Annotated in this window: 17 protein-coding genes; 4 read left to right on the top strand and 13 right to left on the bottom strand. The window is 63.4% G+C overall.

The features are described 5' to 3' along the window. Nucleotides 1-25 precede the first annotated feature (25 nt). The gene (gene argS / locus NDI54_RS10935; protein WP_310896481.1) at nt 26-1,765 is read left to right on the top strand and encodes an arginine--tRNA ligase; all 1,740 of its coding nucleotides are present in this window, start codon (nt 26-28) and stop codon (nt 1,763-1,765) included. A 57-nt stretch (nt 1,766-1,822) separates the two neighbouring features. On the opposite strand, the gene NDI54_RS10930 is transcribed toward argS, so the two are convergent. Continuing rightward, nucleotides 1,823-2,614, bottom strand: coding sequence for an alpha/beta fold hydrolase (locus NDI54_RS10930; protein WP_310896480.1), 792 nt, complete (start codon nt 2,612-2,614; stop codon nt 1,823-1,825). A gap of 119 nt (nt 2,615-2,733) precedes the next feature. On the opposite strand from NDI54_RS10930, the gene NDI54_RS10925 reads away from it, so the two are divergent. After that, nucleotides 2,734-3,420 carry a helix-turn-helix domain-containing protein gene (locus tag NDI54_RS10925; protein ID WP_310896479.1) on the top strand — a complete coding sequence of 229 codons (687 nt, stop codon included), beginning with the start codon at nt 2,734-2,736 and terminating at the stop codon, nt 3,418-3,420. Between the two features lie 53 nt (nt 3,421-3,473). Here the strand turns inward: NDI54_RS10925 and NDI54_RS10920 are convergent, their stop codons facing one another. Beyond that, nucleotides 3,474-4,292 (bottom strand): MinD/ParA family ATP-binding protein, encoded by an 819-nt coding sequence (locus NDI54_RS10920; RefSeq protein ID WP_310896478.1) that lies wholly within the window; start codon nt 4,290-4,292, stop codon nt 3,474-3,476. Nucleotides 4,293-4,678: 386 nt separating this feature from the next. Here NDI54_RS10920 and prf1 point away from each other — a divergent pair, with 386 nt between their 5' ends. Both prf1 and NDI54_RS10910 read left to right on the top strand, forming a co-directional pair. Next, complete coding sequence (gene prf1 / locus NDI54_RS10915) at nt 4,679-5,935, top strand: peptide chain release factor aRF-1 (RefSeq protein ID WP_310896477.1); 1,257 nt, start codon at nt 4,679-4,681, stop codon at nt 5,933-5,935. 400 nt (nt 5,936-6,335) lie between these two features. Beyond that, nucleotides 6,336-8,120: a DUF1349 domain-containing protein gene (locus NDI54_RS10910; RefSeq protein ID WP_310896476.1), complete on the top strand. Its 1,785-nt coding sequence runs from the start codon at nt 6,336-6,338 to the stop codon at nt 8,118-8,120. A gap of 32 nt (nt 8,121-8,152) precedes the next feature. Here NDI54_RS10910 and NDI54_RS10905 read toward each other — a convergent pair whose 3' ends face one another. From NDI54_RS10905 to ahaH, 11 genes are all read right to left on the bottom strand, one after another. Continuing rightward, nucleotides 8,153-8,545, bottom strand: a complete 393-nt coding sequence (locus tag NDI54_RS10905) for a DUF6276 family protein (protein WP_310896475.1) — start codon at nt 8,543-8,545, stop codon at nt 8,153-8,155. 53 nt (nt 8,546-8,598) lie between these two features. Beyond that, nucleotides 8,599-9,291 carry a V-type ATP synthase subunit D gene (locus NDI54_RS10900; protein WP_310896474.1) on the bottom strand — a complete coding sequence of 231 codons (693 nt, stop codon included), beginning with the start codon at nt 9,289-9,291 and terminating at the stop codon, nt 8,599-8,601. 97 nt (nt 9,292-9,388) lie between these two features. Next, a complete protein-coding gene (gene cop3, locus NDI54_RS10895; protein WP_310896473.1) occupies nt 9,389-10,141 on the bottom strand; it encodes a cruxrhodopsin Cop3 in 753 nt (250 codons plus the stop codon). A gap of 93 nt (nt 10,142-10,234) precedes the next feature. Beyond that, entirely contained in the window at nt 10,235-11,653 is a 1,419-nt protein-coding gene (locus NDI54_RS10890) for an ATP synthase subunit B (RefSeq protein ID WP_310896472.1), read from the bottom strand. A 2-nt stretch (nt 11,654-11,655) separates the two neighbouring features. Next, nucleotides 11,656-13,416, bottom strand: coding sequence for an ATP synthase subunit A (locus NDI54_RS10885; RefSeq protein ID WP_310896471.1), 1,761 nt, complete (start codon nt 13,414-13,416; stop codon nt 11,656-11,658). A 2-nt stretch (nt 13,417-13,418) separates the two neighbouring features. Next, the gene (locus tag NDI54_RS10880; RefSeq protein ID WP_008311106.1) at nt 13,419-13,742 is read right to left on the bottom strand and encodes a V-type ATP synthase subunit F; all 324 of its coding nucleotides are present in this window, start codon (nt 13,740-13,742) and stop codon (nt 13,419-13,421) included. Further along, nucleotides 13,739-14,812 (bottom strand): V-type ATP synthase subunit C, encoded by a 1,074-nt coding sequence (locus NDI54_RS10875; protein WP_310896470.1) that lies wholly within the window; start codon nt 14,810-14,812, stop codon nt 13,739-13,741. The genes NDI54_RS10880 and NDI54_RS10875 overlap by 4 nt, the downstream gene beginning before the upstream one ends. Continuing rightward, nucleotides 14,809-15,393 (bottom strand): V-type ATP synthase subunit E, encoded by a 585-nt coding sequence (locus tag NDI54_RS10870; protein ID WP_310896469.1) that lies wholly within the window; start codon nt 15,391-15,393, stop codon nt 14,809-14,811. Before NDI54_RS10870 ends, NDI54_RS10875 begins: the two co-directional genes overlap by 4 nt. A gap of 22 nt (nt 15,394-15,415) precedes the next feature. Continuing rightward, nucleotides 15,416-15,676 (bottom strand): F0F1 ATP synthase subunit C, encoded by a 261-nt coding sequence (locus NDI54_RS10865; protein ID WP_310896468.1) that lies wholly within the window; start codon nt 15,674-15,676, stop codon nt 15,416-15,418. A gap of 222 nt (nt 15,677-15,898) precedes the next feature. Next, complete coding sequence (locus NDI54_RS10860; protein WP_310896467.1) at nt 15,899-18,151, bottom strand: V-type ATP synthase subunit I; 2,253 nt, start codon at nt 18,149-18,151, stop codon at nt 15,899-15,901. Further along, nucleotides 18,138-18,470 carry an ATP synthase archaeal subunit H gene (gene ahaH, locus NDI54_RS10855; RefSeq protein WP_310896466.1) on the bottom strand — a complete coding sequence of 111 codons (333 nt, stop codon included), beginning with the start codon at nt 18,468-18,470 and terminating at the stop codon, nt 18,138-18,140. The genes NDI54_RS10860 and ahaH overlap by 14 nt, the downstream gene beginning before the upstream one ends. Between the last annotated feature and the right edge of the window lie 43 nt (nt 18,471-18,513).

Genomic DNA, 18,513 nt, shown 5'->3' with positions numbered 1-18,513 from the left:
ACTCCCCGCCGCGAAAGCTGAGCGTATGTTCCTGCAGCTCCGTGCGGAGGTCGAGGACGCCCTCGCCGACGCACTCACAGCCCTCGACCTGCCGGCCGAGGACCTCGGTATCGAGGAGCCACCGGAGGATGTCGACGCCGTGCTGGCGTCGAGCGTCGCCTTCCGGCTGGCCGGCGAGGTCGGTACTGCGCCGCCGAACGTCGCCGGTGACATCGCCGAGGCTATCGACACCGACGACCTCACCTACGTCAGCGACGTGACGACACAGGGGCCGTACGTCAATTTCCTCCCGAGCGAGGCGTACTTCGCCGAGACCCTGCAGTCCGTTACTGACGACGGGTTCGGCCGGCTGCCCGACCGCGACACCAGCGTCGTCGTCGAACACACCTCCGCGAACCCGACCGGGCCGGTCCATGTCGGGCGCGCGCGAAATCCCATCATCGGCGACGCCGTCGCTCGCGTGCTCGATTACGCCGGCTACGAGGTCGACCGCCACTACTACGTCAACGACGCTGGCCGCCAGATCGCCGTGTTCACCTGGGCCTACGAGACCTTCGACGAAGATGACCTGCCCGAACCAGAGCGGGAGTCCCCCGAGTACGAGATGGTCCGGTACTACCGCAAGGGCAACACCGTCCTCGAAGACGGCGACCCGGAGGAAGTCGAGGACGCAGAAGCCGAAATTCAGTCCATTCTACAGGGCCTGGAAAACGGCGACGAGGAGACCTACGAGCGGGTCGCCGAAGTCGTCGACACCGTGCTGGGCGGGATGCAGACCACGCTCGGCCGCCTCCCGGCGGAGTTCGACGAGTTCGTCAAGGAGACGCGGTTCATGCGCAACGGCGACACGGACGACCTGGTCGACCGGCTGCAGGAACTCGACTGTGCTGTCTACGAGGAGGACGCCTGGCAGCTTGACCTGCCCGACTTCGAGAAGAACCTCGTGTTCCTGCGCTCCGACGGGACTTCGCTGTACACCACGCGGGACCTGGCCCACCACGAGTGGAAGTTCGAGAACTACGACCGCGCCGTCACGGTGCTGGGCGAGGACCACAAACTCCAGGCCGACCAGCTCTCGGCGGCCCTGGAACTGCTTGACAACGACACCGACCAGCTCCGGCAGGTGTTTTACTCCTGGGTGAACCTCCCGGAAGGCGGAATGAGCACGCGCGAGGGGACCGGTATCGACCTCGACGACCTGCTCGATGAGGCTATCGACCGCGCGCGCGAGGAAGTCGAGTCCCGACTGGACGACCGGACCCGCGGCGACCTCGACGAGGACGACATCGACCGCATCGCCCGTCAGATCGGAATCGGCGCAGTGCGCTACGACATCGTCTCGAAACAGCCGACGAAGGGCATCACCTTCGAGTGGGACCGCGCGCTGGACTTCGAGGCCCAGTCCGCCCCCTACGTCCAGTACGTCCACGCGCGCTGTTGTGGCATCCTGGGCGACGTGGAGGCCGATATCCCCGAGGAGCCCGATCTCGGCCCGCTGTCGGAACCGGAGGAGCGCGACCTGCTCCGCGAACTGGCCCGGTTCCCCGCTGTCATCGACGCGGCCGCGGACGACCTGACGCCCCACACCGTCGCCACCTACACCCGGGACCTCTCCGAGACGTTCAACGCCTTCTACCGGGAGTGTCCCGTGCTCGACGCCGACCCCGAGACCCGCGCGGCCCGGTTGGCACTCGTCGACGGGACCCGGACGACGATTGCGAACGCGCTCGACGCGCTCGGCGTCGAAGCACCGACCTCGATGTAGGCGCGGTTTGCGTCGGTTGTCGGGCGGGGCAAACGAAGAAAGCGCCGTCTGAACGGCCTATTTCTGCAGGAATACGTCGACTTCTGCCGCGACTAGCTCGGGTGCCTCGGCGGGGCCGCCGTGGCTCACCCCGTCGAATTCGACGAATCGGCTGTGAGGGAGTGCATCGTGGACGTTCCGAGCACTCCACCGGAGGAAATCCGGTCCGTCGGTGCCGGCTAAAACGAGGGTGGCCGCATCCACGTCGAGGCGGTCGGGGAGTCGGTAGCGCTCGACAGACCGGTTCATCCAGACGACCTCCTCGGCGAGATCGACGCAGTCGGGCCAGGCGGGCCACTCCGCCAGCCAGGCGTCGAGATCGTCGATACCGTCGGGGTGGAGGACCTGTTCGATGTAGCGTTTCACCGCTTCTTCCCGCTCCCCGTTCTGTATGAGCGACGCCATCCGGTCAGCGAGGGCAGCATCAGCCCGGTACTCGGCGGGAAGCACTGCTGGTTCGTATGCGATGACTGCCTCGACTGCCGTGTCCGTCGCAGCCTCGATAGCAGTGAGCGCGCCATAGGAGTGGCCGAGCAGGATCGGGTCGCCGTCGACGGCGTTGACGAGGGACTGGACATACCTGACCTCGCGGTCCAGGACCTCGTCCGCGCCCGTGTCGGTAGGGGAGTCGAGGCAGGTTCCGAACCCCGGGCGTTGCGGAACAACGGCGCTGTATCCATCGAGTGCCGGAATCACCGGCATCCAGTATTCCGAGGGAGCCATCCCGCCGTGCAGGAACACCAGCGGCTGTCCGTCGCCGTGTCTCTCGTATTCGATTTCCATCTCACCTGTAGAGCGTGTCGACTGCATACACCAGATGGTGGAGCGCAGTCTGGCTAAGCCGTTCTCTCAGTGATGGGGCCGTTTATAAGAGATCGACGACTGTCTGTTCCGACAGGCGCTTCAGCATTGCCGGAGAGTGGAACAGTATGGGACTTCTTGCCGAATTTCGGATCGGCTGTGACGCGCTGCCGCTCGTGTCTGTCGCGGAGGTGGTCCCCGAAGCAGCGATCACGCTCTCTCTGCAGTACAACCACGGTCGCCACCCGCTGTTTCTCGCTACCGTGACAGGCGGTTCCAAGCAGGCTATCGAGCGAGCACTCACAAGCGCCTACGATGTCCAGAAGTGGACGCATATCGGGTCAGCCGGCGACACCCACCGGTATCAGGCCGTGCCGGCCCTGAGCTTTGAGGAGCAACTGGGCGGACAGATCGACGACCTCGACGGGCTCGAAGCCCTCGCCACGGCGGACGCCATCATCGAACGGATAGCGGTGACCGCTGACGGGTGGGAGCAAACGGGCTGGTTCGCCGACCGGGCAGCGTTCACCGAATTCTCCTCGTTCTGGCAGCGAAACGCCGACTTCGAGTTGGAGCGACTGACTCGGGACGGGGAGCCGAAATCACCCGGCAACGGGCTTACCGACCGGCAACTGGAAGCGATGCGAACGGCGTACGAGCTGGGGTATTTCGAAATTCCACGGCGCACGTCGCTTGAGACAGTCGCCCGAGAACTGGATATTTCAGCGTCGTCGCTCTCCGAGCGGTTACGCCGGGCACAGACCCAGCTGATTCAGGAAACGGTAGCGACGCTGTGGCCGCCGCTGCCGGAGTGAGCCAGGACGGGGCGAGACCGGAGCCAACTGAAAACAGCGGCGGGGTGTGAAAATCAGTTAAACAGGCCGAAGACGCCGCCGGAGCCCTCGTCGTCATCGGCATCCGAGTGGTCCTCGGCGTCCTCAAGGAACCACTCGTCGTCCAGTATCGTCTCGATGTCCGATTCAACGCTTTCATCCTGGAAGAACACGCCCTCCAGCGCCTCGGTCAGCCGTCGATAGGCGTCGGCGGCCGTACTCTCTGGGGCGTTGAGCACGAGCGGTTCCTCGGTCGTGGCCTGCGGATCGTCCGGGATGACCGCGAGCAGCGGGAACTCCATCTGCTCGGCGATAGCGGCGACATCGGTGTGGCGGGTCGCACGGTTGATGATCGCCCCGAGGACGGCCCCGTCGATGCGGTTCGCTAGCTGTGCCGTTTTGACCGTATCGCCCACCGCAACGTCGTCGGGGGTCGTGACAAGAACGATACCGTCGGCCAGCCCGAGCGGCACGGCGACCTCGTGGCTCAGTCCGGCCCCGGTGTCGATGAGCACCACGTCGTAGGCGTTTCGGAGCGTCTTGATGACCTTTCTGAGCTTCGCGGGATCGGCATCCGCGAACGCCTCCAGCGACTGTTCTCCCGGAATTACTGTGAGTCCCCCCGGCGCATCGGTCAGCGCCTCGCTGACGGCGGCCTCCCCGGCCAGAATCTCGTGGAGGCTCTTTTCGGGCTCCACCGAGAGCATCGAGCCAAGGTTCGCCATACCAAGGTCCGCGTCGACGACGGCGACATCGTAACCCATCTCCTGGAGGACGGCCCCGACGTTTACCGCAGTCGTCGTCTTTCCGACGCCGCCTTTCCCGCCTGCAATCGTACACACATACCCCGCCATAGTCTGATTGCTTGGGTACAATGCAGGCAGTCATATAAATGCGACTGTCATTTGTTGAGTCGCCGAAATCTGGTCTCCGGCCACAACGGCCGACTGCACCCCATTCTAGTCATTATTTCTTCATATTCGCAGAGATGTCGTCTGTACGACTGTATCGTTCGACTGGTTCTCCCCGCTATGCTGTCCGAAGGCCGCGCTTCGCGCGCCCTTCGCTCCCTTCCTCCACGGCTCCCGTCGGTCGCCGTTCCGACACGAGGGCCGCTCACTCCGTTCGCGCCCCTCGCTTCTCGCGGCTTCGCCGCTCGATTGACCCGAAACCCTTCGTTTCACTCAGGCTTTCGCTCCCTGTCAACAGGTTCTTACGCCACCTCGGCCAACAGAGAGTAATGAGCGAGCAGCAGGAACAGGAACAATCTGACAAGCAGAAATACGAGTTCCGGAAGGTCATCGAGGAACTCAAGGGGTACCAGGGCTCGGGAACCCAACTCGTCTCTATCTACGTGCCCGAGGACAAGCTGATCAGCGATGTCGTCGCCCACGTCACCCAGGAGCACTCCGAGGCTTCGAACATCAAATCGAAGGACACCCGGACGGCGGTGCAGGACGCACTCACCTCTATCAAGGACCGGCTCCGATACTACGACAACAAACCGCCGGAGAACGGCCTGGTGCTGTTCTCGGGGGCCTTTGACTCCGGCGGCGGTCGGACCGACATGGTGACCAAGGTCCTCGAATCCCCGCCGGATCCCATCGAATCGTTCCGCTATCACTGTGACTCGGAGTTCCTGACCGAGCCACTGGAGCACATGCTGGCCGACAAGGGGCTGTTCGGCCTCGTCGTGCTCGACCGACGCGAGGCTAACGTCGGCTGGCTGAAAGGCAAGCGGGTCGAACCCGTCAAATCCGCCTCTTCGCTGGTCCCGGGGAAGCAGCGAAAAGGTGGCCAGTCAGCCCAGCGATTCGCCCGTCTCCGACTGGAAGCCATCGACAACTTCTATCAGGAGGTCGCCGGGATGGCCAACGACCTGTTCGTTGCCGACAGACACGAACTGGACGGGATCCTCGTCGGCGGTCCCTCACCAACGAAAGACGAGTTCCTCGACGGCGACTACCTCCACCACGAACTGCAGGACATGGTACTCGGGAAGTTCGACGTGGCCTACACCGACGAGTCGGGCCTGTACGACCTCGTGGACGCGGCCGACGAGGTGCTGGCCGAACACGAGATGCTCCGGGACAAGGAGCTCATGGAGGACTTCTTCAAGCAACTCCACAACGGTGACAAGGCCACCTACGGGTTCGACCAGACGCGCCAGAACCTCAACATGGGCGCGGTCGAGCAGTTGCTCATCTCCGAGGACCTCCGGAAAGACGTGGTCGCCTACACCTGCGAGAACGGCCACGACGAGTACGACCTCATCAACAGCAGCGCCGGGACCGGCGATCACGACTGCTCGCGCTGTGGGGCCACCGTCGACGCTGATGACGGCGATCGCGAGGACGCCATCGATCACCTGATGGAACTGGCCGATCAACGCGGTACCGAGACGGTGTTCATCTCGACGGACTTCGAGAAGGGCGAACAGTTGCTGACGGCGTTCGGCGGCGTCGCCGGCCTGCTGCGGTACTCGACTGGCGTCTAACGCACGTCGCCCGTTCTCCGGACCCTGTTAGCCGTTCCCGACCTGACAGAACTCGCATATCTATCGACGGCCTCCAGTAGCAGTCTCGATAAAGCCGGACGGCTGAACGCGTGCGGCCGAAGACACGAGCACCACTCCGTCGCAGTTTCTCCCGGTACCGACACCGACCATGTGAGCCATTTTGTATGCATCTTGATGTCTAGCCCCTACCAGGACTGATAGGCAGTTAATATAATGCACATGTTAAATTTCGACTGATATTCACTTTTACAAATATTTTAGGAACGTATAAATAAGCGTTATCACAAGAGGCGGGTGCTATGCCAAACAGGAGAGACGGATGAATACGCGGCGTCGGTTCTTGCAGTCGCTCACAGCGGGGTGTGTGGGCACTGCGGTATTGAGTGGCACATCGGTCGCAGCCCCATCAACGGTCACAGTAGACGGCGGTGGCTCAGACATCTGGGGCACCGAGGATAAGTGTCACTTCTACTACGAACAGGTCGACGGGACGTTTGACGTGACGGTCCGTGTCGACGACATCGAAGACACCAGCGACTGGGCGAAAGCCGGCATCATGGTCAGAGACGGCCTCGCTCCGGACGCGAAGAACGTGCTGGTCCGGCACACGCCGGAGGACCGAAGCTCCGTCCAGTGGCGCTCAACCACTGGCGGTGAAAGCAACAGCACAACGCAGAGCGATCTCGGGACCGGAACGACAGACGGCAGCTGGCTCCGACTGGTCCGGGAAGAGGACGCGGTCGTCGGCTACGGGTCGACCGACGGCAACGACTGGACCCAGGTCTGCCGACTGTCACGCAGTCGGGTCGGTCTCAGCGAGGAGGTGTACGTCGGCCTTGCAGTCTCAAGTTTCGACCGGGGGGCGCTATGTTCCGCGGCCTTTGACAATATCTCCGGGCTCTCGCCGGACAGCAATCAGGATATCGGAAACGTCGACCCACCCGGAGGCGTCTCTGCGAGCGACAGCAGTGAGACACCCACTGAAGCGTCCATCGAAACGACTGCCGTCGGGACCTCGCAGTTCGGTCTCGACGCCGGGTTTGCCGACCCGGCCCCCTGGCTCGACGACAACGTCTCTGTCCGGACCGTTACAGAGCCGACGCGCAGCGCTGTCGAAGACGCAATCAACGGGAGCAGTCCACGCGTCGTCGTCTTCGAAACGAGTGGCACCATCGACCTGAACGGCTCGCCGCTGAAGATACAGGCGAACAACTGCTGGATTGCCGGCCAGACCGCTCCCTCGCCCGGCATAACGTTCATCAATGGCCGTCTGCAGATAAGCGGCGACAACTGCGTCATCCAGCACGTCCGCTCTCGCATCGGCTCGGGCTCGGACGACACCATCCAGGGTAACGACTCCGTCAACACGGCGTTCGGGACGGAGAACAACGTCATCGACCACGTGACCGCAGCGTGGGGGACCGACGAGTGCATGTCCGTCGGCTACAACACCAGCGACACGACGTTCACGAACAACCTCATCTATGAAGGGCTGTACAGCCCCTACGGGAACCGGTCCGAACACCACTACGGCACCCTCGTCGGCGACGACGCCGACAACGTGACCCTTGCCGGCAACGTCTGGGCGAAGGTTCGGCGCCGGACCCCGCGGCTGAAAGACGGGACGCGCTCTGCCGTCGTCAACAACCTCGCGTACTTTTTCGACGGCGGGAGCAACATGGACGGCGACACAAGAGCGAGTTTCGTCGGCAACAAATATCTCGGCCAGGTCGACACGAGCGACCGGGTGTTCGAGGGTGGTAACGCCTATCTGGAGGACAACACCGTCACGGAGCCCGCACTCGATGCTGGGACGCCGAAATACGACGGCGGCAACGAACTCGACTCGCGGCCGGTCTGGCCCGACGGACTCGACGCGATGCCGTCCAGCGATGTCGAGACCCACAACCTCGCCAATGCCGGCGCACGACCCGCCGACCGGACGGCTCACGACAAGCGTATCGTCGAAGAGATACGCAACCGGGCTGGTAACGACGAGCTAAACTCGCCGTTCGATTACTGGGTCGCCGATGTGGACGACGCCGGTGGCTTCCCCAGCCTGCCGGAGAACACCCACTCGCTGGATGTCCCCGATAGCGACCTCCGGGAGTGGCTTGCCGCCTGGGCGCGGGCGGTCGAAGATCCCGACGCCAGCCCGCCGTAAGGCCCCATATCGGTCGCTGATGACTGCCTCGCTCACAGCAGCTGTTCGAGTTGCCGACGGCGACGACCGAGGTCGACGTGGGCCTCGTCGCCGTAGCTGGCGTCGAGACGGTCCAGCGCCAACAGCGGGTCGACGCCCGCCTTCTCGACTCGCTCCAGCAACGCAGTGATCTCCGCGCGGTGCATCGCGAGCGAATCGAGCAGTCCGATCAGTAGCAGTAGCGGGACCGCCGCCGCCTCGTCCTCCGGAATCGAATCATCGAGAGCCGCAAAATCAGGAGCCTCGGCGGGCGGTTCGGTCTCCGGATGCAGCGCCAAGCAGGACCGGCAGACGCTGGCTCCCGGTTCATCACCGGGGAGAAACCGCTGGAGATCCGCCGGGACTGGGAAGGAAACGAGGTCGCCGCCACAATCGGGACAGGCCATACGCAAGTACGAACGGGAACAGCACAAAAACGATACCGGTCAAGACGGGTGGGTCAGTCGTCGGCGGTGACCGGCTCGGGCTCCTCTTCTTCCGCCTCGGCGGCCGCGAGTTCGTCCTCTTCCTCCTCTTTCTTGGCTTTGATCTTCTTCATGCGGAAGATCTCCTCGCGCTCCTGCTCTTCGAGCTTCTGCTCGATGTACTCCTGATTGTCATAGAGGTCGGGCAGAAGTTTGAACTCCAGGGCGTTGACGCGCCGTTTCGTCGTCTCGATCTCTTCGAGCATCTTCTTCATCGCCGTCTCGACCTCGGCGGCGAGGATGATGTTCTCGAGCAGTTCCTCGTAGGCCTCGGCGGCCTCGTCGATGCGGGCCGAGGTCCCCATGACGCCGTAGCCGCGTTCGTCCAGGGATTTCCGGACCTTGCTTGACTCGATCTGTGGGACGACGACACCCATGATGTTCTTGGACTGGGTCGTCAGTTCGGGGTGTTCTTTCAGTGCCGCGGCGGCCCCGCGAACGGCCACGTCGCCCTCCATCGCCCGCGCCATGTTGATCGCACGCTGGGCGCGGTCGTAGGAATCATCGAGGTCCTCACGGACATCCTGCGCCTGGTCCAGAATGTCCATGAACTCCATGATGAGGCCGTCACGCTTCTTCTCCAGCGTGTCGTGCCCACGCTCGGACAGCTCGATGCGGTCCTCGATCTGCATCAGATTCTTGCGCGTGGGTTTGACATCCTTAGCCATTACGGGGCTCTTTTCGACGTAGGCAGTTAACGGTTTCCAGTTATTACGGCTCGCGTCCGGACTGACACCGAAAAAACGGAATCGCGACCGGCGGCAGTTAGTCGTCCGCAGGCGTTGCGCCGGTACTGGTCGTCTCCGCAGCGCCGTCGAGCACGCCGTGGCTCCGGAGCAGGATGATACCGAAGCCGACCTTGGCGGTCAGGTCAATGACCATGAAGCCGGCCGTCTCGATACCGATGCCGACGAGGCCGATTCCTTCAGTACCGATGAGCCACCAGACCGGGTAGACCAGCCAGACGACTGTCACGAGATTGCGCAACGTCTTGAACGTGCTACGCGTGTCACTGGGCAGGTCTGCGACCCGGCCGGACAGCGAACTGAACAGGAAGTACAGCAGGACCAGCAGGAAGGCGGTGCTGATGCCCCACCAGACCAGCCGTTCCGCGCCGGCCGACAGCACGCCACTTCCTGCGCTCAACGTCGCGACCAGACCGGTGCCGATCATCAGCACGTCGAGGCTGACGAGCGAGCTAATGGTGTTACGGTCCGCTCCGGCAAGCAACCCGAGGTCGTACAACAGCAACGGCGTCGTGAACAGCCAGTCGCTGTATCGCGCCCAGTAGATCGGGCGTTGTTCGCCGGCAATTTCAACGATTGTCAGCCCGAACCCAAGCGCCATCGCGAGGTAATTCACGAACGCGATTGCCGTGATCAGTATTGTCGCGATGTAGAACTTCTGGCGCCTACTGTCGGTCTCACCCCAGCCGCGCGCGATGAAGTATAGCATGCCGAGGAACATGCCCGCTGTACCTAACCACAGCCATATTGCTTCACTCCCTGGTTCTGGCATAGTGCATGTCAATATACGTAGCCGACGCTAAACAGTCGCATACCCAAAATATAAGGTAAAAATTGCGAACGGCCGTGAGATGTAGGGCCGTTGTCAGGCTTCGGCTTCGACGGTTTCGGCGGTTTCGTCCTCGCGGTAGTGCTCCTCGATGAGGTCCTCGTCGATGCGGTTCAGCGCATCCTTCGGCAGCATCGAGAGCAGGTCCCAGCCGAGTTCGAGCGTCTCGTCGATACTGCGGGCCGTGTCGGTGCCCTGGTCGACGAACTCCTCCTCGAAGCGGTCGGCGAAGTCCAGATACTTGTTGTCCAGTTCCGACAGCGCCTCGCGGCCGACAATGTTCACGAGGTCACGCAGGTCTTCACCTTCCGCGTAGGCGGCGAAGATCTGGTCTTTCACGTCGGCGTGGTCGGCGCGAGTCAGTCCCTCGCCGATACCGTCGTCCATCAGCCGCGACAGGCTGGGCAGGACGTTGATCGGCGGCTGGATGCCCTGGCTGTTGAGGTCCCGATCGATGTAGATCTGGCCCTCCGTAATGTAGCCAGTCAGGTCCGGGATCGGGTGGGTGTCGTCGTCGCCCGGCATCGTCAGGATCGGCAGCTGGGTCACGGAGCCCTCGCGGCCCTGAATCCGACCGGCGCGCTCGTAGAGCTGTGCCAGGTCGGTGTACATGTATCCGGGGTAGCCACGCCGGCCCGGGACCTCCTCACGCGCGGCACCGATTTCGCGCAGCGCCTCGCAGTAGTTGGTCATGTCCGTCAGGATTACCAGCACGTGGTAGTCCTTCTCGAAGGCGAGGTATTCGGCGGTGGTCAGCGCCAGCCGCGGCGTAATCGTCCGCTCGACGGCCGGGTCGTCCGCGAGGTTCATGAAGACGACGGAGCGTTCCAGCGCGCCGGTGCGCTCGAAGTCGTCCATGAACTCGTTTGCCTCTTCGGCCGTGATACCCATCGCGCCGAAGATGACGGCGAACTCCGAGCCGTCGTCGTCGTCGCCTTCCTCCTCTTCCGGCACCGTCGCCTGGCGTGCGATCTGGAGTGCCAGGTCGTTGTGTGGCAGGCCGGAGGCGGAGAAGATCGGCAGCTTCTGGCCGCGGACGAGCGTGTTCATGCCGTCGATGGCCGACACGCCCGTCTGGATGAACTCCTCGGGGTACTCCCGGGAGTAGGGGTTAATCGCTTCGCCGACGATGTCGAGCCGTTCGTCGGGGACGATCTCCGGCCCGCCGTCGATGGGCTGGCCGGTTCCGTCCATGACCCGCCCGAGGAGGTCCTCGGTGACGGGCATCTTCATCGTCTCGCCGAGGAAGCGAACCGAGGCATCGCGGTCGATACCCTCGGTCCCCTCGAACACCTGGATGGCGACGTAGTCGCTCGCGGATTCGAGCACCTGGCCACGGCGGGTCTCGCCGTCGCTGAGCTCGATCTCGACGATGTCGTCGTAGCCGACCGGTTCGTCGGTCTCGACGAACACCAGCGGTCCGCTGATCTCCGTGATTGTCTGATACTCTTTCATTGTTAGTACAGCTCCCGCAGTTGCGACTCGATGTCGTCTTCGAGGTCGTCGATGTACTCGTTCCAGTCCTCTTGGACGCCGATACGGTTGAGCCGCGGGGCGGCGTCGATGTCGGTAATCTCCTCGACGGGGACGCCGGCATCCAACGCCTCGAAGGCCGCGTCGTTGTACGTCTTCGCGGCGTCCATGATGCGGTAGGTCTTCTCGGGCTCACAGAACGTGTCCACGTCGTGGAAGGCGTTCTGCTGGAGCCACGCCTCGCGCAGGTAGCGGGCGATCTCAAGCGTCAACTGCTGGTCTTCCGGCAGCGCGTCCTTCCCGACAAGCTGGACAATCTCCTGCAGTTCTGCTTCCTCGTCCAGCGTGTCGATGGCCCACTGGCGCGTCTCCGGCCAGTCGTCGCGCACGTTCTCGACAAACCACGGGTCGAGCTGGTCGCGATACAGCGAGTACGACTCGTTCCAGTTGATCGACGGGAAGTGCCGGCGTTCGGCCAAGTCCGCGTCGAGCGCCCAGAACGTCTTGACGATCCGCAGCGTGTTCTGGGTGACCGGCTCGGAGAAGTCCCCGCCCGGCGGCGAGACGGCCCCGATGACCGAGACGGAACCCTCGGTGCCGTTGATGTTCTCGAAGTAGCCGGCGCGCTCGTAGAACTCGCTCAGGCGAGCGGAGAGGTACGCGGGGTACCCCTCCTCGCCCGGCATCTCCTCGAGTCGGGACGAAATCTCACGCATGGCCTCGGCCCACCGGGAGGTGGAGTCGGCCATCAGCGCCACGTCGTACCCCATGTCACGGAAGTACTCCGCGATGGTGATCCCCGTGTACACGCAGGATTCACGCGCCGCGACGGGCATGTTCGACGTGTTGGCGATGAGGCAGGTCCGGTCCATCAGCGCGTTGCCGGTGGTCGGGTCCTCGAGCTCCGGGAAGTCCTCGATGACTTCGGTCATCTCGTTGCCGCGCTCGCCACAACCGACGTAGACGACGATGTCGGCGTCGGCCCACTTGGCGAGCTGGTGCTGGGTGACCGTCTTCCCGGAGCCGAACGGACCGGGAATGGCGGCCGTTCCGCCCTTCGCAATCGGGAACAGGCCGTCGAGCACGCGCTGGCCCGAGATGAGCGGTTCCGTCGGGGTCTCCTTGTCGACGGTCGGGCGCTGCTGGCGCACCGGCCACTCCTGGTGCATCTGGATCTCCTCGCCGCTGTCCAGTTCGACGACCGTCTCTTCGACGTTGAAATTGCCCGATTCGATGGCGACGACCTCGCCGCCCTCGGAGTCGGGCGGGACCATCACCTTGTGGTCGATACTCGGCGTCTCGGGGACGGTGCCGACGATGTCGCCGGCCTCGACCGCGTCGCCTTCCTCGACTTCAGGAGTGAACTCCCAGGTCTTCTCCAGGTCGATACCCGGCGCGTCGACACCGCGGTCGAGGAACGCCGACCCCATCTTCTCTTCGAGCACGTCGAGCGGGCGCTGGACGCCGTCGTAGATGGCGTCGAGCATGCCCGGCCCGAGGTCCACGGAGAGGGGCGAGCCCGTCCCTTCGACGGGTTCGCCGGGGGAGACACCGGAGGTCTCCTCGTACACCTGAATCGTGGTGATGTTTCCTTCGATCTCGATGACCTCGCCCATCAGCCCTTCCGAACCGACGTAGACAACGTCGTTCATCCGGGCGTCGAGGTCCCGAGCCGTTACGACCGGTCCCGAGACGCTTTCGATAATGCCGTCCTCGCGGACGTCTGTGTCTGTTGCTTGACTCATGGTTAGTCCTCGTCCATCAGGTCGATACCGATGGCTCGCTTGATCTGTTCACGCAGTCCGCCGCTACCTGTGCCACCGCCGAGCGTGACCATCACCGGCTCGACACTCGTCTCCGCGTCCTGCCTGACACCGCGTGAGAGATGCGACAGGTCGTCGTCGTGCATCACGACGATACCGACATCGTCGTCGTTGAGCATCTCCTCGACGGCGTCGTCGAGCTGCTCGTCTTTCTCATCGGCAGGCACGTCCGCGAACTTTCGGACGCCAGCCAGCCGGAAGCCCGTCGTGAACTCCGGGCTTCCGATGACAGCGATCTCCTGGCTCATAGTATCACCAGCTCCTGTTCGATCTCGTCGGGGCCGAGGCCGGCCTCGCGACCGCGGGCGATGGCCCGGATGTTGTCGACCTCGCGCTCCTTTTTGAGGATGTACGACAACACCGGACAGACCGACAGCGGATAGCGGTTCGAGAGCCGGTCGGCGTATTCGAGCAGCGCCGCGTCCAGCGCCCGCTCGAAGTCGATGAGGTTGTCCGCTTCCTCAAGCGCCGACAGCGCCTGATCGAGGTCCTCGCCGTACTTGCTCTCGCGGACGGCGCTGACCAGCTGGTCGAGATTCGTCGACAGCTGTGCAACCTCCTGTTCGTCGAACAGCTGGCCACCCTCGATGAAGTACTCCGAAGGATCGATGTCAGTGCCACTGCGGGCCAGCCGGAGCGCGTTCCGGAGGTTCCGGAAGTCGACTTCCGTCTCCAGGAACTCGACGTACAGCCCGGTCGGGCTGTCGATCTCCGGATTGTCCGGCAGTCCCGACAGCAGCGTATCGTAGAAGGCGTGGTCGAGCGCGTTCTCAAGCGGGACGAGAACGCCGCTTTCCTCGTACACCTCGAACGCCTCGGCCAGCGTCTCGCCGAAGATAGTGTCGTCGAGTTGCTCGACGACCTCCTCGATGGAGCCGGCGTTCAGTAGGTCCTCGACACGCCGGTCGGAGAATTCGCCGGCCCGGATGAGGTCGTCCTCGACCTCGGTCCGCTCCGCGTCGGAGTAGAGCCCGCGGATGACTGTCTTGACGTTCCACACGTCGAACTTCCGCAGGTAGCGGGCGATGTAGTCGTACAGCGCCCCCTCGGACCAGCGAAGCAGGTCGTCGAAGTGTTTCGCGAGGTTGCGGTTCAGCGCGTACTCGACGAGGTCGACGCCGTCGTACCGGGAGCCGAGCGCGTTCATCTCGGTCTCGTACTCGGTTTCCTCCATGAAGCGGGCGATCTCGCCCGTCCCCATGCGGACCAGCTTCCGGTAGTCGTCATCGTCGAACAGCGACGCGCTGCGGGCACGAACCCGTGCGATGACGTACTCGTAGTTGCTTCCCTGGCCGCTCGTTCCCGTTCGCGAACTCATTGGTTTTCGAACAGGCGTTCGCTGATTGCTTTCAGGTTGTCCTCCCAGACATCCTCCAGGATGGAGTCGAACGTGTTGTTCACACGGACCCGTGACTCGCTGCTTTCGACGACGACGCCGCCGAGGCAGTCCCGCTCGCCGGCGTAGGTCGCACCGTCGTAGTCATCGAGTACGTCCTCGAGAAGCGACTGGTCAGACGCACGGCCGTACACCGACAGCTCTGCGCTGTCGTCGAACTCGTCGACGGCGGCGTCAAGCAGTGCGCGTGTCAGTTCCTCTCGTCTGTCCCCTTCGAGGGCCGCGAGCGCGTCCTCGACATCGCCGCGAACGTCTTCGAGGATGTCACGCCGGGCGTTGAGTCGAGCCTGCTTGGCCTCGAGCTTCGCGGAGGAGAGTCGCTGCTCTCGCTCCTGCTCGATGGTCCGCTCGACCTCGGCCTCGCGTTCCTCACGGATCTGCTCGGCGTCGGCCTCGGCCTCGGCGATGATCTCCTCGGCACGTTCGTCGGCCTCGTCGCTAATCTCCTGAGCACGCGCGCGGGCCTCGTCGCGGATATCCTCTACGACTGTTTGAAGGCTCATTATTGGAAAAGACGGAGTGTTGTTAGACGACGAAGACGACGACAAGCGCGAGAATGACGAGCGTTTCCGGCAGGACTGTCAGGATGAGCCCACGACCGAACATGCTCTCGTCTTCTGCGATTGCGCCGACGGCGGCGGCCCCGATCCCACGTTCCGCGTACCCCGAACCGAGCGCAGCGAGCCCGACAGCGAGGGCTGCGCCGGCCGAAGCCGGAATAGCTGGAGCACTAGCGGTACCTTCCTGCAGTATTGCGGTGACAAGGGGTGCGATGGTTGCGATCATGGATTTGATGTAGTCTCTTGAATTGCTCGTGTCCGAACAGGCGTATGTGAATCCACGTAGTTCATAAAGCTTCCCAAAACGGTTCGTCAGCGTGCTGTTCGGGCGGTTTAGGGGGCTCAGATACAGTCGGATGTGAGCGTGTAGCAGTCGCCAGGCTCGTCGGAGCAGTCGGAACCGGCAGAAAAGAACCAGTATCAGTCCGGGGCGAACGGAAGCGCGCGTTCAGTCTTCGGTCGTGTAGTTGCGCTCGTAGCCGAACGGGTTGTACCGCTTCCCGCCGCCTTCGAAGAACTTGCCGAAGAACTCCACGTACTCGAGACGAACGGCCTGGAGGCCGGCGCTGGTGATACCCAGCACCAGCACGAGCAGGTGGCCGATGACCAGGATGAGGACGCCGACCAGCGCAGCGGCGATGCCGGAGTGGACGAGGCCAGGGAACGTCACGCTAGTGACCTCGTAGCCGTGGTACATCACCGAGTCCGTACCTTCGGGTATCGTCGGCATGCCACCGATACCGAAGTGCCAACCGCCCTTGCTGTCGACATAGGCCCCGAAGAACAGCAGATTGACCACGAAGGCCATCCCTGCCTTGGCCAGCAACACGGCGGCCAGTCGCGTGTACGACAGGACGTTCACCAGCACGTTGAGGAACTCGACGAGTTCGATTGGCTCAGCGAGTGCCAGCAATACGAAGCCGGCGAAGAACAGGACGAGCCACGCCGAGAACGGCGCGCCGAGGCCCGGAATCGAGAAGAGGTTGATTGGCGGCAGTCCCGCGAAGCCCCACGCGTACGGGTTCCCGGCGAAGACGCCTGTCTCAGCGGTGTAAAGGAAGTCGGGCGCTGCGCCGTTCGCACCGGAGAACACCCACGCCCACAGGCCGAACATCATCAGCAGCCAGGACCCGCTCTCGGTGATTGCGTCCCAGAGGCTGTGGCTCAGGTTCTCGACGAAGTCGAATATCCAGCCCGCGGCGAGGTGAGCCGTTCCGGCGAGCAGGCTGATCGTCAGCCAGGCCAGCGCGTAGTCGGAGTAGGCCGGCTGGAGCCCCTTATGCATCGGCGGATTACCGCCCCAGACGATTTCTCCGAGTTGGTGCAGTCCGAAGACTTCGCCGTACAGCACGCCGAACAGCGCCGTGAACCCACCGGCCCACATCGCGACGCCGCCGAGGCTTTTGATCACGTCGCTGTCGACTTTCGAGTACAGCCCGTAGCCAAGCGCCAGATACAGCAGTCCGTACCCGAGGTCACCGATCATGAATCCGAAGAAGGCCGGGAACGTCAGGAAGAACGCGACCGTCGGATCGAACTCGCCGTATTTCGGGCGGTTGACGACCTCAACGAGGTCCTCGAAGGGCTTTACGCCTTTCGGGTTGTCCTGAATGACCGGCGGGTCCTCGTCACCCATCGTGATGACGCCGCCGTCGGCGACCGTCTCCTGGGGCTGGCGTTCGCTCTCGGCTTCCGGCGCGTCGACGGTACTTCCGACCGGTTCGCCGCCGTTGCCGCCTTCGCGTTCGACTTCCTCGTGGGACTCCGCGTGGCCCTCACTGTCGTACTCGGCGATTTCGATCCTGTCGATGTCGACAGCATCGCCGACAGCACTCGAAAGGGCGCGCTCGAACTCCTCGTAGCGCTCGTTGGGAATCCAGCCTTCGGCGATGAAGGCGTTCTCCGTCGTCGCGAAGGTGAGCGGCGCTTCGCCTTTCTGGGCCTCGATGGCCAGTTTCTCCTCGGCTGCGAGCAGGAAGCCGGCGTGATCGAGGCGGAGCTCGTCGAGTTCGTCCTCGACGGTCGAGAGCTTCGATTCGAGCTGCTGTTTCTCGTGTTCCAGCTCTTCGAGATACGTCGACGGGTCGCCCTCGCCGTCCGGGACTTCGAGCCGGGAGAACGTCGCCCCGACTAACGCGTCCTGCAGGGCGTCTTCCTCGGCCTGAGCGAACACGGCGACGACGCCGTCCTCTGTGAACAGCTCGAACGTCTCGATGTCGCTGTTCCCCAAGACGGCGTCGATCTCATCGCTGTCGCCCTCGCCGACGACGACCGACAGCGAGTCGTAGCCACGGAGGAGGTCGAGATCGATACCGAGTGTGACGAACGGCGCCATCGTGTTGATCCGGTCCTCAACATCCCGGAGTTCGTCACGGATGTCGTCGCGGCGGTCGTCGAGTTCGTTGACCTCGGTTCGAACCGTTTCGAGTTGGTCCTCGATTGCGTCGTCTGTGACGACCCGCGTCGGTCCGGCGTCCTCCTCGCTGACATCCAGAATGGACTGCAGCGAACGAGCGGTGACGAGCTTGTCGGAGACCTCGTTGGTTCCATCGAGCGAGTTGCCCGGCTCGAACCCGTCCCACGAGCCGTCGTACTCGGTGACGTGGAGCATATCGAGGTCGTGAACGGCCTCGATAGTCTGCTCTATCGCGCGCTTCGACCCCGTCACCGAGACGCGGCACATCTTCTCAGGTCTGAGCATGCACCGCCTCCTCGAACAGGTCTGTGACGTGTTCGACTACCTCGTCGATCTGTTCACTGGCCTGCTGTTCGAGATCGTCGCGAGCGGTCTCACCGTCTTCGATGATCTGCTCGCGCTCGGCCTCGATTTCTTGGCGAGCCGCTTCAAGGCGGTCCGCCGCCGCCGCCTCGGCCCCCTCCCGCGCGGACTCGCGGATCTCGTCGGCCTCCTCACGAGCCTCCGCGATGCGGTCTTCGCGGTCTTGTTCGGCCTCTGCGACGATCTCGTCGGCCTCCTGCTCGGCCTCCTGTATCCTGTCGAGAACTTCTGGCCGTGGCATTCTCTAATCACGTGAGCGTTGCCAGAGCGGCTATTTGGTAGTT

This window comes from Haloarcula terrestris, from assembly GCF_031624315.1.
Lineage (GTDB): Archaea > Halobacteriota > Halobacteria > Halobacteriales > Haloarculaceae > Haloarcula > Haloarcula terrestris.
This window is presented reverse-complemented; position numbering and strand designations above follow the sequence as displayed.

Coding starts and splice junctions, on each gene's coding strand:
- argS (WP_310896481.1), top strand. CDS start 26: ATGTTCCTGCAGCTCCGTGCGGAGGTCGAGGACGCCCTCGCCGACGCA.
- NDI54_RS10930 (WP_310896480.1), bottom strand. CDS start 2,614: ATGCAGTCGACACGCTCTACAGGTGAGATGGAAATCGAATACGAGAGA.
- NDI54_RS10925 (WP_310896479.1), top strand. CDS start 2,734: ATGGGACTTCTTGCCGAATTTCGGATCGGCTGTGACGCGCTGCCGCTC.
- NDI54_RS10920 (WP_310896478.1), bottom strand. CDS start 4,292: ATGGCGGGGTATGTGTGTACGATTGCAGGCGGGAAAGGCGGCGTCGGA.
- prf1 (WP_310896477.1), top strand. CDS start 4,679: ATGAGCGAGCAGCAGGAACAGGAACAATCTGACAAGCAGAAATACGAG.
- NDI54_RS10905 (WP_310896475.1), bottom strand. CDS start 8,545: ATGGCCTGTCCCGATTGTGGCGGCGACCTCGTTTCCTTCCCAGTCCCG.
- NDI54_RS10900 (WP_310896474.1), bottom strand. CDS start 9,291: ATGGCTAAGGATGTCAAACCCACGCGCAAGAATCTGATGCAGATCGAG.
- cop3 (WP_310896473.1), bottom strand. CDS start 10,141: ATGCCAGAACCAGGGAGTGAAGCAATATGGCTGTGGTTAGGTACAGCG.
- NDI54_RS10890 (WP_310896472.1), bottom strand. CDS start 11,653: ATGAAAGAGTATCAGACAATCACGGAGATCAGCGGACCGCTGGTGTTC.
- NDI54_RS10885 (WP_310896471.1), bottom strand. CDS start 13,416: ATGAGTCAAGCAACAGACACAGACGTCCGCGAGGACGGCATTATCGAA.
- NDI54_RS10880 (WP_008311106.1), bottom strand. CDS start 13,742: ATGAGCCAGGAGATCGCTGTCATCGGAAGCCCGGAGTTCACGACGGGC.
- NDI54_RS10875 (WP_310896470.1), bottom strand. CDS start 14,812: ATGAGTTCGCGAACGGGAACGAGCGGCCAGGGAAGCAACTACGAGTAC.
- NDI54_RS10870 (WP_310896469.1), bottom strand. CDS start 15,393: ATGAGCCTTCAAACAGTCGTAGAGGATATCCGCGACGAGGCCCGCGCG.
- NDI54_RS10865 (WP_310896468.1), bottom strand. CDS start 15,676: ATGATCGCAACCATCGCACCCCTTGTCACCGCAATACTGCAGGAAGGT.
- NDI54_RS10860 (WP_310896467.1), bottom strand. CDS start 18,151: ATGCTCAGACCTGAGAAGATGTGCCGCGTCTCGGTGACGGGGTCGAAG.
- ahaH (WP_310896466.1), bottom strand. CDS start 18,470: ATGCCACGGCCAGAAGTTCTCGACAGGATACAGGAGGCCGAGCAGGAG.